Source organism: Streptomyces fumanus, from assembly GCF_014655295.1.
GTDB lineage: Bacteria > Actinomycetota > Actinomycetes > Streptomycetales > Streptomycetaceae > Streptomyces > Streptomyces fumanus.
The window spans coordinates 401,428-414,395 of the sequence record NZ_BNBI01000006.1 but is presented as its reverse complement, the minus strand read 5'-3'; the positions used below and the strand labels follow the sequence as shown (position 1 = coordinate 414,395).

Annotated in this window: 10 protein-coding genes and 1 tRNA gene; 5 read left to right on the top strand and 6 right to left on the bottom strand. The window is 71.6% G+C overall.

Translation table 11 applies throughout. The annotated features are described in order from the left end of the window. Positions 1-2: 2 nt before the first annotated feature. Positions 3-1,223 (top strand): acetyl-CoA C-acetyltransferase, encoded by a 1,221-nt coding sequence (locus IE316_RS16115; RefSeq protein WP_190205012.1) that lies wholly within the window; start codon positions 3-5, stop codon positions 1,221-1,223. A gap of 279 nt (positions 1,224-1,502) precedes the next feature. Next, positions 1,503-2,273: a hypothetical protein gene (locus tag IE316_RS16110; RefSeq protein WP_190205011.1), complete on the top strand. Its 771-nt coding sequence runs from the start codon at positions 1,503-1,505 to the stop codon at positions 2,271-2,273. Between the two features lie 54 nt (positions 2,274-2,327). On the opposite strand, the gene IE316_RS16105 is transcribed toward IE316_RS16110, so the two are convergent. Then, positions 2,328-2,639 carry a hypothetical protein gene (locus tag IE316_RS16105; protein WP_190205010.1) on the bottom strand — a complete coding sequence of 104 codons (312 nt, stop codon included), beginning with the start codon at positions 2,637-2,639 and terminating at the stop codon, positions 2,328-2,330. Between the two features lie 102 nt (positions 2,640-2,741). Between IE316_RS16105 and IE316_RS16100 the strand changes: the two genes are divergently transcribed. Beyond that, positions 2,742-2,972 (top strand): DUF4287 domain-containing protein, encoded by a 231-nt coding sequence (locus IE316_RS16100; protein ID WP_190205009.1) that lies wholly within the window; start codon positions 2,742-2,744, stop codon positions 2,970-2,972. An 80-nt stretch (positions 2,973-3,052) separates the two neighbouring features. Here the strand turns inward: IE316_RS16100 and IE316_RS16095 are convergent, their stop codons facing one another. The 3 genes from IE316_RS16095 to IE316_RS16085 all read right to left on the bottom strand — a co-directional run bounded on the left by IE316_RS16095 (position 3,053) and on the right by IE316_RS16085 (position 5,552). Further along, on the bottom strand, positions 3,053-3,943 hold the full coding sequence (locus IE316_RS16095) for a Bax inhibitor-1/YccA family protein (RefSeq protein WP_190205008.1): 891 nt from the start codon (positions 3,941-3,943) through the stop codon (positions 3,053-3,055). A gap of 133 nt (positions 3,944-4,076) precedes the next feature. After that, positions 4,077-5,252 carry a 4-hydroxybenzoate 3-monooxygenase gene (locus IE316_RS16090; RefSeq protein ID WP_190205007.1) on the bottom strand — a complete coding sequence of 392 codons (1,176 nt, stop codon included), beginning with the start codon at positions 5,250-5,252 and terminating at the stop codon, positions 4,077-4,079. A 216-nt stretch (positions 5,253-5,468) separates the two neighbouring features. After that, positions 5,469-5,552: transfer RNA gene (locus IE316_RS16085), tRNA-Leu, on the bottom strand. Between the two features lie 394 nt (positions 5,553-5,946). Between IE316_RS16085 and IE316_RS16080 the strand changes: the two genes are divergently transcribed. Next, the gene (locus IE316_RS16080; RefSeq protein ID WP_190205006.1) at positions 5,947-6,717 is read left to right on the top strand and encodes an ABC transporter ATP-binding protein; all 771 of its coding nucleotides are present in this window, start codon (positions 5,947-5,949) and stop codon (positions 6,715-6,717) included. 341 nt (positions 6,718-7,058) lie between these two features. Beyond that, positions 7,059-9,587 (top strand): ABC transporter permease, encoded by a 2,529-nt coding sequence (locus IE316_RS16075; RefSeq protein ID WP_190205005.1) that lies wholly within the window; start codon positions 7,059-7,061, stop codon positions 9,585-9,587. Positions 9,588-9,825: 238 nt separating this feature from the next. Here the strand turns inward: IE316_RS16075 and IE316_RS16070 are convergent, their stop codons facing one another. After that, entirely contained in the window at positions 9,826-11,127 is a 1,302-nt protein-coding gene (locus tag IE316_RS16070; protein WP_190205004.1) for an SAM-dependent methyltransferase, read from the bottom strand. 199 nt (positions 11,128-11,326) lie between these two features. Continuing rightward, entirely contained in the window at positions 11,327-12,709 is a 1,383-nt protein-coding gene (locus IE316_RS16065; RefSeq protein ID WP_190205003.1) for an NAD(P)/FAD-dependent oxidoreductase, read from the bottom strand. Between the last annotated feature and the right edge of the window lie 259 nt (positions 12,710-12,968).

Here is a 12,968-nt window from a genome sequence, read left to right as displayed (position 1 = left end):
TGATGCCCGAAGCCGTGATCGTCTCAGCCGCCCGCTCCCCCATCGGCCGCGCCTTCAAGGGCTCGCTCAAGGAACTGCGCCCGGACGACCTGGCCGCCACCATCATCCAGGCCGCTCTCGCCAAGGTCCCGGAGCTGGACCCGGAGGACATCGACGACCTGATGCTCGGCTGCGGCCTGCCCGGCGGCGAGCAGGGCAACAACCTCGGCCGGATCGTCGCCGTGCAGATGGGCATGGACCACCTGCCCGGCTGCACGGTCACCCGGTACTGCTCCTCCTCCCTGCAGACCAGCCGCATGGCGCTGCACGCCATCAAGGCCGGCGAGGGCGACGTCTTCGTCTCGGCCGGCGTCGAGATGGTCTCCCGCTTCACCAAGGGCAACTCCGACAGCCTCCCGGACACGCACAACCCGCTGTTCGCCGAGGCCGAGGCCCGCACCGCCGAGGTCGCCCAGCAGGAGGGCACCACCTGGCACGACCCGCGCGAGGACGGCCTGCTGCCCGACCCGTACATCGCGATGGGCCAGACCGCCGAGAACCTGGCCCGCCTCAAGGGCGTCACCCGCCAGGAGATGGACGAGTTCGGCGTCCGCTCGCAGAACCTCGCGGAGGAGGCCATCAAGAACGGCTTCTGGGAGCGGGAGATCACCCCCGTGACGCTCCCGGACGGCACGGTGATCGGCAAGGACGACGGCCCCCGTCCCGGCGTCACCCTGGAGGGCGTGCAGGGCCTCAAGCCCGTCTTCCGCCCCGACGGCCTGGTCACCGCCGGCAACTGCTGCCCGCTCAACGACGGCGCCGCCGCCCTGGTGATCATGAGCGACACCAAGGCCCGCGAGCTGGGCCTGACCCCGCTGGCCCGGATCGTCTCCACCGGCGTCTCCGGCCTCTCCCCCGAGATCATGGGCCTCGGCCCGGTCGAGGCGAGCAAGCAGGCCCTGGCCCGCGCCGGACTGACCATCGACGACATCGACCTGGTCGAGATCAACGAGGCGTTCGCCGCCCAGGTGATCCCCTCCTACCGCGAGCTGGGCATCCCGCTGGAGAAGCTCAACGTCAACGGCGGCGCCATCGCGGTCGGCCACCCCTTCGGCATGACCGGCGCCCGCATCACCGGCACGCTGATCAACTCCCTGCAGTGGCACGACAAGCAGTTCGGCCTGGAGACGATGTGCGTCGGCGGCGGCCAGGGCATGGCCATGGTCATCGAGCGTCTGAGCTGACCGGCGCGAACCTTCGGTAGCACCCCCGCGACCGAGCGTCACATACCGGCCCGGAACCCCGGAACACCAGGGTTCTGGGCCGTTTTGTGACCCAATCTCCCCCAGGATGTGACCTATCTCCCTCGCCACCGGGATTTACGCAGGTCAGATGGGCCCCAGCAGTGACGTACGGGCCCAAAGACCTGTCCGGTTCGTGACGTTACGCACTGACAGCGGGTTAGTCCGGCCTTCAAGCTGATGTAGGAAGTCGGGGGTCGACCTTGAACCGGGAGTACGTCAGTGAGCGCCACATCGATCGCCCTGCTGCTCACCACGGCAGCCACCGGTGCCGTGGGCGTCGCCGTCCTGCGCGGCGTGCGGGTGCTGCGCCGCCAGGTCGCGGCCCTGCGCACGGAGCTGGCCGAGAGCCGCGCCGCGGCCCTGCGCGGCCGGGTGCCCGCCGCCCGGACCACGGCCGACGCCGACGAGATACGGGCCGCCGTCGCCCAGGCGCTGGCCGAGGAGCGGGAGCGGGAACTCGCCGAGGCCCGCGCCTTCTGGGCCGCGCAGGAGGCCCGCGACGCCTCCGACACCCCGCTGCTGCTGGGGCTGTCCGACAGCGAGCCGTATCTGCCCCGGCAGGCCGACTTCATGGGCCTGGAGCCGGTGGCGGAGGCCGAGGAGCCCGCGGGCGAGTCCGCCGAGCTGGCCGCCGCCCGCCGCCGCCACCCCTCGCACCCGGACTTCGTGCCCAACCCCTCGCCGGTGATCAGCGACCACGAGCGCACCCTCGCCGTGCTGGAGGAGCTGGCCGCCGGGCAGGTGGAGCTGACGGACGTCCGGCCGGGGCCGCTGGGCACGCTGGACGTGTACGTCTTCGTGGACGGGACGACGCTGTGCATGACACCGGGCCACCGGGAGACCGCGGAGCGCCTGGCCGCGGCGCTGCGCGCGGGTGACGTCCCGGTGCTGCTGGGCGGCTCGGGCGTCTCGGGCGCCTACGCGCTGACCTTCGCCTGCGGCGGGGAGAGCGTGTACGTCCTGGCGGACCGGGTCATCGCCTCGCTCTGACCGTACGAACACTGCTGTACGGACGCAGCCGTACGGACCGGCGGCGCGCCGGGGTCACACCCCGGCGCGTTCCTGTGCCCGCGCGACCAGCCGTACGGCTTCCTCCACTTCCGCCCCGTCGCGCAGGACGAGCGCGAGGTCGTTCCCGGCGACGGTGATCTGGTCGGCGGCGGCGAACATCCCGGCGTCCGGCATCTCGCGGGGCTCGGCCCCGGGGTCCTCGGCGAGCTGGGCGCGGCGGGACATCTCCCGGGCCAGGTCCAGTGCCGCCGCGGCGGCGCCGCGCTGCAGACGGCTCTGCGGGGCGGCCCGGAGCCGGTCGGCGAAGTGCTCGACCGCGCGGGTCAGGGGCGTCGTATCAACCACGGCGTGAGCGTACGCGGCGGTGCGGGACTGTTGCCAACGGGCGGCGGCTCAGGCACGGTGACCTGAAGGACCGGCATACATCCCATACGTCCGGAGGCGCCGATGTCCCATGTCCTCTCCGAGGAGACCCATCGCAATCTGCTCGCCCGCATCCCCCATTGCACCGGTCGTGAGATCGCCGACTGGCTGCGCACCGTCGAGGAAGGTCCCGCTCTCTTCCGCTTCGAGGAGAAGGTGAGCTGGCTCCGGCACGAGCACAACCTCGCCTACGGCCACGCCAAGGCCATCGTCCACGAGTACGACCTGAGGAGGGCCGCGCGCCGGCTGGCCTAGCAGCGCGGCAGGCGGCGTCCCGCACACGCCGAAGGGCCCCCGGCGGCAGCGCCGGGGGCCCTTGTGCCGGGCGGGCGGGGTCAGTCGTTGCTGTTCAGGATGGCGATCAGACGCAGGAACTCCAGGTAGAGCCAGACCAGCGTCAGGGTGAGGCCGAAGGCGGCGAGCCACGCCTCCTTGCGCGGGGCGCCGTAGGCGATGCCGTCCTCGACCTGCTTGAAGTCCAGGGCGAGGAAGAGCGCGCCGAGGATGACGCCGACGACACCGAAGAGGACGCCGAGGGCGCCGCTGCGGAAGCCGAGGCCGTCACCGCCGCCGAAGACGGCGAACAGCAGGTTCACCATCATCAGCAGGACGAAGCCGAGCGAGGCGGCCAGCACGAAGCCGACGAAGCGCCGGTTGACCCGGATCCAGCCCGCCTTGTAGGCGACCAGCACGGCGGCGAAGACCGCCATGGTGCCGATCACGGCCTGCATGGCGGCGCCGTCCGCGATGCGGTTGTCGACGACGCTGGAGACCACGCCGAGGAAGACGCCCTCGAACGCGGCGTAGGCGAGGATCAGCGCGGGCACGGCCGTGCGCTTGAAGGACTGGACGAGCGCCAGCACCATGCCGACCAGGGCGGCGCCGACGGCGATGCCGTAGGACCGCGAGATGTTGGCGTCGTCGACGGGCAGCAGGGCCCAGGACAGCGCCGCGGTGACGATGAGCACGCCGAGCGTGGTGCCGGTGCGCAGCACGACGTCGTCGATGGTCATCCGGTCGGTGGCGGCCGGCGCCTGCGGGGCGCCGTACTGCAGGTCCTGCTGGGCGTACGGGTTCTGCGCGTACGGGTTGCCGGTCGGCTGGGCGTACGGGTTGCCCTGCGTGGCGACAGCGGGTCCCCCGGCCTGCGGCGCGGTGTTGAAGCCCGCGTAGCCGTTGTCGCGGCTGAACCCCCGTCGCGAGAAGACCGGGTTTCTGCTCCTCATTTCACTCCTCCATGGCCACACTGCGCAGCCTTGGCTCAAGAGTAATGGAACGGCAAAGGGATGACCCTACTGCTTGGGGAGGATCTTTCCCTCTCACCGCTGCGGAACACGCTACGCGGGCCGGTGATTCCCCTCACCCGAGGGGGAAGCCGGTGTACGCCTCGGCGAGGTCGGTCTCGGCGGCCCGGGAGGAGGCGATCCGCTCCAGGCGGGCGGTCGCCAGGCGGTCCTCGAAGGGGGTGGCGTCGGGGGCGCGGTGCAGCAGCGTGGTCATGTCGTAGGAGAACCGCTCGGCCTGCCAGACCCGGCGCAGGCAGGTGGCGGAGTAGGCGTCGAGCAGGTCCTCGGAGCCGGTCTCGCGCCGGTGGACCAGGGCCCGCGCGAAGGTGACGACGTCGCCGACGGCGAGGTTGAGGCCCTTGGCGCCGGTGGGCGGCACGATGTGGGCCGCGTCGCCGGCCAGGTAGAGCCGGCCGTGCCGCATGGGTTCGTGGACGTAGGACCGCATGGGGGTGACCGACTTCTGGGTGATCGGGCCGCGCTCCAGGCGCCAGTCGTCGGCGGTCTCGAAGCGGCGTTCCAGCTCGGCCCAGATCTCCTCGTCGCCCCACTGCTCGGCATCGGTGCCGGCCGGGACCTGGAGGTAGAGGCGGGAGACGGACGGGGAGCGCATGGAGAGCAGGGCGAAGCCGCGGTCGTGCCGGGCGTAGACCAGTTCGTCGTGCGAGGGGGCGACGTCGGCCAGGATGCCGAGCCAGCCGAAGGGGTACGTCCGTTCGAAGGTGCGGGCGAGTCCGGCGGGGACCGCCTTGCGGGCCACGCCCCAGAAGCCGTCGCAGCCGACGACGTACTCGCACTCCAGTACGTCCTCGACGCCCTCGCGGCGGAAGCGGACCCGGGGGCGGTCGGTGTCGGCGCCCTCGACGGCCAGCGCCTCGGTCTCGAACAGCAGCGGGCCGCCCTCCTTGAGCTGGAGGGCGATCAGGTCCTTGCAGACCTCGGTCTGCGCGTACACCATCACCGACCGGCCGCCGGTGAGCGCGGGGAAGTCGACGCGGTGCCGTTTCTTGTCGAACCTCAGCTCGATGCCGTCGTGGCGCAGGCCCTCGCGGTCCATGCGCTCCCCGGCGCCGGCCTCGCGCAGTACGTCCACCGTGCCCTGCTCCAGGATCCCGGCGCGCTGCCGGCGCTCCACGTAGTCCCGGTCGCGGCTCTCCAGGACGACCGAGTCGATCCCGGCGTTGCGGAGCAGCCGGGCGAGGAGGAGTCCGGCGGGGCCTGCCCCGATGATGCCGACGGTGGTGCGCATCGGTCGTTCCCTTCGCTTGGCGTCGTTGCCCTTGGGTGATGTCCGCTGGTGCGGTAGCGTGGCCGTTGTTCGCGTGGTGAAAATTCCTTCACCGATCGCTGACGTGAGTTTCCGACCGCACGCGCCCGGTGTCAACGGGTGTGGGACGAGCTCTTCGGGCAAGAAGGAGGACGAGGCCCCCGGCGCGCACACCGCACGGGAGCCGTTTCGCGAAGGTGCCCGGAGCCGGACTCGAACCGGCACGCCCGCGAAGGGGCAGCGAGGTTTAAGCTCGCCGTGTCTGCATTCCACCATCCGGGCAGGCCGTGGGCTCCGCGTCGAGGTTCGAGCCTATCGGGACGCCTCGCCCGAACAGCGGACGGGTGGACCGATGTTGTCTTATTTTATTGGCGTCTGAGGGAGCATCAGACCATCGAACTGGTCGTCCGCACCTGCCAATAGCCTTGTGCGCGGTCCTCCGCCACGCGTGCGGAATGACGGAATTTCACCGTCCGAACGAGGGCGCTCCACCGGTTCTCGACCTGACGCGCACGTCGGAGCCGTCCGTCATCCCCAGGTATGACACGCGGCCCGGCCGTCCGACCGAGGTCGCCCCCGGGAACCGGAACTGCGGCTGACTCCCCGGCGCCGCCCGGCCGGGACGATGGTTCACGTCCCCCCGACACACCGCCGTACCGACAGGAGTGCCTCTTCCGTGACGACTGCACCCATCGCCGACCGCTCGACCGACGTGGCCGCCCGCGCCACGGAACTGTCGAAGATCTACGGGCAGGGCGAGACCAAGGTGGTCGCCCTGGACCGGGTGACCGTCGACTTCCCCCGGGGCCGCTTCACCGCGATCATGGGGCCGTCCGGCTCCGGCAAGTCCACGCTGATGCACTGCGTGGCCGGGCTCGACACCTTCACGTCCGGCTCGGTGCGGGTCGGGGAGACCGAGCTGGGGTCCCTGAAGGACCGCCAGTTGACCAGGCTCCGCCGGGACAAGATCGGCTTCATCTTCCAGGCGTTCAACCTGCTGCCGACGCTGACGGCGCTGGAGAACATCACCCTCCCCATGGACATCGCGGGCCGCAAGCCGGACCGGCAGTGGCTGGACTCGGTGATCGGGATGGTCGGGCTGTCCGGGCGGCTGGAGCACCGGCCCTCGCAGCTCTCCGGCGGCCAGCAGCAGCGCGTCGCCGTGGCCCGGGCGCTGGCCTCCCAGCCGGAGATCATCTTCGGGGACGAGCCGACCGGCAACCTCGACTCCCGCTCCGGCGCCGAGGTGCTGGGCTTCCTGCGCAATTCGGTGCGGGAGCTGGGGCAGACGGTGGTGATGGTGACCCACGACCCGGTGGCGGCGGCCTACGCCGACCGGGTGGTCTTCCTCGCGGACGGCCGGATCGTCGACGAGCTGCACGGGCCCACGGCCGACTCGGTGCTGGACCGGATGAAGCGGTTCGACGCCAAGGGCCGGACGAGCTGACGCCCGTCCGGCCCCACGCCGGCTCGCTTACCCGACCCGGGTGGCCCGCCCGGCTCGCTGCCCCGATCCGGGCGGCCCCGTGCCGGCTCACCCCTGACCCGGGCGGCCCGCGTCGGTTCGCTTACCCGATCCGGGCTCGCTTCTTCGATCCGGGCGGGCCCCGCGCCGGCTCGCCCCCGACCCGGGCGGCCCGCGTCGGTTCGCTTACCCGATCCGGGCTCGCTTCTTCGATCCGGCTCGCTCCCCGATCCGGGCGGCCCGTGCCGGCTCGCTGCCCCGATCCGGGCTCGTCGCCGGCCCGGTCGTCCCGCCCCGCCCTCCCGACAGCAGAGAAGACCCCCATGTTCCGTACCGCCTTGCGCAATGTGCTCGCGCACAAGACCAGGCTGCTGATGACCGTGCTCGCCGTGCTGCTCGGCGTGGCGTTCGTCTCCGGCACCCTGGTCTTCACCAACTCCCTCACCGACGCCTACCAGAACAGTTCCGCCAAGGGCTTCGACCACGTCGACGTCGCCGTCTCCGCCGAGTACAAGGAGGCCGAGGGCGACCGGGTCGGTGAGGTGCCAGAGCTGACCGGCGCGCTGATCGACGAGGCCGCGAAGGTGCCGGGCGCCGCCTCCGCCGTGGGGGTGGTGCGCGGTTTCACCGCCGTCGCCGGCAAGGACGGCAAGCTGATCGGCGGCGGCTTCAGCACCCAGGGCGGCAACTACTGGGGCACCGACGACCCCCGCTACCCGCTGACCGACGGACGCGCGCCCAAGGGTGCGGACGAGGTCCTCATCGACGCCAAGACCGCCGAACGCACCGGCTACCGGGTCGGCGACACCGTCCGCCTGTCGGTGGACGGCCCGGTCCTCACCCCGCGGATCACCGGCGTCTTCGACACCGACGACGGCGCGGTCGCGGCGGGCGGCAGCCTGGCCCTGTTCGACACGGCGACCGCGCAGAAGCTGTTCGGCAAGCCGGGCACGTACGACGAGATCGACGTGACGGCGAAGCCGGGGGTCTCCCAGGCCGCGCTCAAGGCGGGGCTGGACAAGGCGCTGCCCGCGGACCTCGTGGAGACCACGACCGGTGCGAAGCTGGCCGAGGACCAGGCTGAGTCGATCTCCTCCCAGATGAGCGGCATGAAGCAGGGGCTGCTGGTCTTCGCCGGGATCGCGCTGTTCGTCGGCACCTTCATCATCGCCAACACCTTCACCATGCTGGTCGCCCAGCGCACCAAGGAGCTGGCGCTGCTGCGCGCGGTCGGCGCCTCCCGCCGGCAGGTCACCCGGTCGGTGCTGACTGAGGCGCTCGTGGTCGGCGTGGTCGCCGCCGTCGCCGGGCTCGCCGCCGGCATCGGCATCGGCGCCGGGCTGCGCGCCCTGATGGGCACCCTGGACGCGCAGGTACCGGACGGGCCGCTGGTGGTCACCCCCGGCACGGTGGCCACGGCCCTCGCGGTCGGCGTCCTGGTCACCATGCTCGCGGCCTGGCTGCCCAGCCGGCGCGCGGCGAAGATCCCGCCGGTCGCTGCGATGAGCAGTCTGCACGCGAAGGCGACCACCAAGTCGCTGGTGCTGCGGAACACGATCGGCGCGCTGTTCTCCGCCGCCGGTGTCGCGGTGGTCCTCGTGGCCACCACGATGGACGGCACGGACGGGCAGGCCCCGATGGGGCTGGGCGCGGTGCTGCTGATCATCGGCGTGTTCGTGCTGACGCCGCTGCTGTCCCGTCCGCTGATCGCCGCGGCCGCCCCGGTGCTGCGCCTGTTCGGCGTGGCCGGCCGGCTCGCCCGGCAGAACTCGGTGCGCAATCCGCGCCGCACCGCCGCCACCGCCTCGGCGCTGATGATCGGCCTGACCCTGATCACCGGCATGACGGTGATGGCGGGCAGCCTGCAGAAGTCCATCGACAAGATGGCGGCGGCGGCCATCGAGGCGGACTACGTGGTCTCCATGGCCAACGGGCACTCCCTCTCCCCCGACGTGGCCCGCGAACTGGCCCGCGCCGACGGCGTCACCGCCACCAGCCCGATGCGCAACGCGGCCTCCCGGATCGACGGCGACACCGAGTACCTCACCGGCGTCACCGGCTCCGCCATCGGTGAGCTCACCGACCTGAAGGTGACGGACGGCGCCTTCCGGGTGGCCGGCGCCAGCGTGGTCGTGGACGACGGCACCGCCGAGTCGCACGGCTGGCGGGCGGGTTCGACGTTCACCGTCGCCTACGAGGACGGCGAGAAGCAGCGGCTGACCGTCGCCGGGGTCTACGAGGGCAACGAGCTGTTCCGCGGCATCCTGCTCGACACCGGGGCCCTCGCCCCGCACCAGAGCGACCCGGACGACATGCAGGTGCTGGTCAAGACGTCCGGCGGCGCCTCGGACACGGCCAAGGACAAGCTGGAGAAGGCCCTCGGCAGCAACCCGGCGATCAAGGTCCAGGACAAGAAGGACCTGTCCAACGAGATCGCGCAGATGTTCACGCTGATGCTGAACATGCTCTACGGCCTGCTGGCCATGGCCGTGATCGTGGCGGTCCTCGGTGTCGTCAACACCCTCGCCATGTCGGTGTTCGAACGCTCCCAGGAGATCGGCATGCTGCGGGCGATCGGCCTGGACCGGCGGGGCGTCAAGCGGATGGTCCGTCTGGAGTCCCTGGTGATCTCGCTGTTCGGCGGGGTGCTGGGCATCGGTCTGGGCGTCTTCTTCGGCTGGGCGGCCGGTGAGCTGCTGGGCTCCCGGATGCCGACGTACGAACTGGTCCTGCCGTGGGCCCGGATGGCGGTGTTCCTGCTGCTGGCGGCGGCCGTGGGCGTCCTGGCGGCGCTGTGGCCGGCCCGCCGGGCGGGCAGGCTGAACATGCTCCGGGCGATCAACGCGGAGTGACCCGTCCGCCGCGCCCGCGATGGGGCTCGCGCCGGTCCGGAGCGAGGCCCGCGGGGTGACCCGTACGCGTCCGAAGGGCCCCCTCCCGCCCGGGAGTGGGGCCCTTCGCCCGGTCCGGGCCGAGCCGGGTCGGTCCAAGCCGGGCCGATCCGAGCCGGGACGATCCGATCCGAGCCGGGACGATCCGATCCGAGCCGGGCCGATCCGGGCCGATCCGAGCCGGACCGGTCCCGTCCCGTCAGTTCCAGGTGCGGGTGCGCAGCGGCAGGCCCGAGGTGCCGGACTCGGGGGTCCGTACCGCCAGGACCTGGTTGACGCCGATGCGGTTGTGCTCGAAGGCGAGCGCGGAGGCGGCCATGTACAGGCGCCAGACCCGGGCCCGGCCGGGGCTGACCAGCCCGGTCGCCCGGTCCCAGCCGGCCTCCAGGTTGGCGACCCAGCGGCGCAGCGTGAGCGCGTAGTGCTCGCGGATCGACTCCAGGTCGCGGACCTCGAATCCGGCCCGCTCCAGTTGGGTGACGGTGGTGCCGACGGGCGCGAGTTCGCCGTCGGGGAAGACGTAGGCGTCGATGAACGCGTCCACGTCGTAGGCCGACTCGTCGCGCTGGGGGCGGCGGGCGATCTGGTGGTTGAGCAGCCGTCCGCCGGGCTTGAGCAGGGCGTACAGGTGCCGCGCGTACTGGAGGTACTTCTCCGCGCCGACGTGTTCGGCCATGCCGATGGAGGAGATCGCGTCGAAGGGGCCGTCGGTGACGTCCCGGTAGTCCTGGACGCGGATCTCGATCCGGTCGGTGAGGCCCTCCTCGGCGACGCGCTTGCGGGCGTACGCCGCCTGCTCCTGGGAGAGGGTGACGCCGACGACGTCGACGCCGTGCTCGCGGGCGGCGTGGATGGCCATGGAGCCCCAGCCGCAGCCGACGTCGAGCAGGCGCATCCCGGGCTTCAGGCCGAGCTTGACGCTGACCAGTTCGAGCTTGTCGCGCTGGGCCTCCTCCAGGGTGCCGCCCGCGGACTCGGGGGCGGGCCAGTAGGCGCAGGAGTACACCATGGAGGGGCCGAGGACGAGTTCGTAGAAGTCGTTGCCGACGTCGTAGTGGTGGCTGATGGCGCGCTTGTCGGTACGGCGGGTGTGCAGGTGGCCGCGGCGCCGGCGCATCTCCTCGGCGGGCGGGGCGGGCGGCAGCGGCGGGCCGGCCAGCCGGAGCAGGCCGCGGGCGGCGGCGCGGACCTCGGGGTCGCGCAGCGCCTGGCCGAGGGTGCGGGCGTCCTCGCCGCGCTCCCAGATCAGGTCGGCGAGGGCGTCGAGGGCGGCGTACAGGTCGCCGTCGACATCGAGGTCACCGGCCACCCAGGCGCGGGCCAGGCCCAGTTCGCCGGGCTTGAACAGCAGACGGCGCAGTGCGCGGCGGTTGCGGACGACGAGCACGGGCGCGTCCGGCGGCCCGGCCTCGGTGCCGTCCCAGGCGCGGACGCGGACGGGGAGCGGGGCCCCCAGCAACTGTTCGACGAGGCCCTTCAGCCGCAACGCGGCGTCTGCCATGACGCACACCTCCGTGAGACCGGATGAATCACTCCTTACGTAAACACCGGCCGGGCCGATCCGCAGTCCCGCATTGGAGTTATGACTCCGCAAAATGGCTGTACGGAGCATGCGGTTCCGTTCGGGCGGACGGCGAAGGGGCCGTCCGCACCACGGATGGCGGACGGCCCCTTCGGGGAACTGCGGGTGAGGCGGGAGGTCAGGACGCCTTGGCCTTCTCCTCGGTCTTCGCGGCGGCGGCGACCGGGGCGGGCTTGGCGGCCTCGTAGAACTCCTCGCGCGGCGTCTCGACGGCGCCGAGCGAGACGACCTCGCGCTTGAGGAACATGCCGAGCGTCCAGTCGGCGAAGACGCGGATCTTGCGGTTGAACGTCGGCATCGCCATGCCGTGGTAGGCGCGGTGCATGTACCAGGCGAGCCGGCCCTTGAGCTTGATCTTCATCTTGCCCAGGACGATCATCGCGACGCCCTTGTGCAGGCCGAGGCCCGCGACCGCGCCCTTGTTGGCGTGGCTGTACTCCTTCTGCGGGAAACCCCGCATGCCGGAGACCACGTTGTCGCCGAGGACCTTGGCCTGGCGCAGCGCGTGCTGGGCGTTGGGCGGGCACCAGGCGTTCGGGTTGCCGTTCTTGCGGCCGACCAGGTCCGGCACCTGGGCGTTGTCGCCCGCGGCCCAGATGTAGTCGGTGCCCTGCACCTGGAGCGTGGCGGCGCAGTCGACGTGACCGCGCGGGCCGAGCGGCAGGCCGAAGCGGGAGAGCACCGGGTTGGGCTTGACGCCCGCGGTCCACACGATGGTGCCCGCGTCGACCTCCAGGCCGTTCTTCAGCACCACGTGGCCGTCGACGCAGGAGTCCATGGAGGTGGAGAGGTAGACCTCGACCCCACGGCTCTTCAGGTGCTCCTTGCCGTACGCGCCGAGCTTGGGACCCACCTCGGGGAGGATCTTGTCGGCGGCGTCGACCAGGATGAAGCGCATGTCCTCGCGGGACACGTTCCGGTAGTACTTGGCCGCGTCCCGGGCCATGTCCTCGACCTCACCGATGGTCTCCGCGCCGGCGAAGCCGCCGCCGATGAAGACGAAGGTGAGCGCCTTGCGGCGGATCTCCTCGTCGGTGGTGGAGTCGGCCTTGTCGAGCTGTTCGAGGACGTGGTTGCGCAGGCCGATGGCCTCCTCGATGCCCTTCATGCCGATGCCCTGTTCGGCGAGGCCGGGGATCGGGAAGGTGCGGGAGACCGCGCCCATGGCGATGACCAGGTAGTCGAAGGGCAGCTCGTACGCCTCGCCGGTCAGCGGGGCGATCGTGGCGACCTTGCGGTCCTGGTCGATGGTGGTGACCCGGCCGGTGAGGACCTCCGCCTTCGGCAGCACGCGTCGCAGGGGTACGACGACATGGCGGGGGGAGATGTTGCCGGCGGCGGTTTCGGGGAGGAAGGGCTGGTAGGTCATGTACGACCGGGGGTCGACGACGGTGACGGTCGCCTCTCCGTAACGCATCTTCTTCAGAATGCGTCGAGCCGCGTACAGGCCTACGTACCCACCGCCTACTACGAGGATCCTGGGACGCTCCGTGGTGCTCATGCCATCGAGTATCCACCCGCCTCAGGGGGGTCATTCGTGCGCCCCTTCACAAGGACTTACGGGGTATGTGTTACACTCCCCGGCCCACGTGACCGGGGTCACGGCGCGCGGAGGTTCCGACCGGGTGCGGAGACCCCCCGTCAAGACCGCGTGAGCTGCCGCTCCGACTCTCCGGAGCGGTCGCGCGACCCCCTGCCGGGCCCTTTCCCCGGCCCCCTTCACAACCCCCTCCTGAACACGTTCAAACGGCAGTTGAGCC

What these genes read in the sequence shown, in the direction of transcription:
- IE316_RS16115 (WP_190205012.1), top strand. Translation starts at nt 3, where the DNA reads ATGCCCGAAGCCGTGATCGTCTCAGCCGCCCGCTCCCCCATCGGCCGC.
- IE316_RS16100 (WP_190205009.1), top strand. Translation starts at nt 2,742, where the DNA reads ATGTCCCATGTCCTCTCCGAGGAGACCCATCGCAATCTGCTCGCCCGC.
- IE316_RS16095 (WP_190205008.1), bottom strand. Translation starts at nt 3,943, where the DNA reads ATGAGGAGCAGAAACCCGGTCTTCTCGCGACGGGGGTTCAGCCGCGAC.
- IE316_RS16090 (WP_190205007.1), bottom strand. Translation starts at nt 5,252, where the DNA reads ATGCGCACCACCGTCGGCATCATCGGGGCAGGCCCCGCCGGACTCCTC.
- IE316_RS16075 (WP_190205005.1), top strand. Translation starts at nt 7,059, where the DNA reads ATGTTCCGTACCGCCTTGCGCAATGTGCTCGCGCACAAGACCAGGCTG.
- IE316_RS16070 (WP_190205004.1), bottom strand. Translation starts at nt 11,127, where the DNA reads ATGGCAGACGCCGCGTTGCGGCTGAAGGGCCTCGTCGAACAGTTGCTG.
- IE316_RS16065 (WP_190205003.1), bottom strand. Translation starts at nt 12,709, where the DNA reads ATGAGCACCACGGAGCGTCCCAGGATCCTCGTAGTAGGCGGTGGGTAC.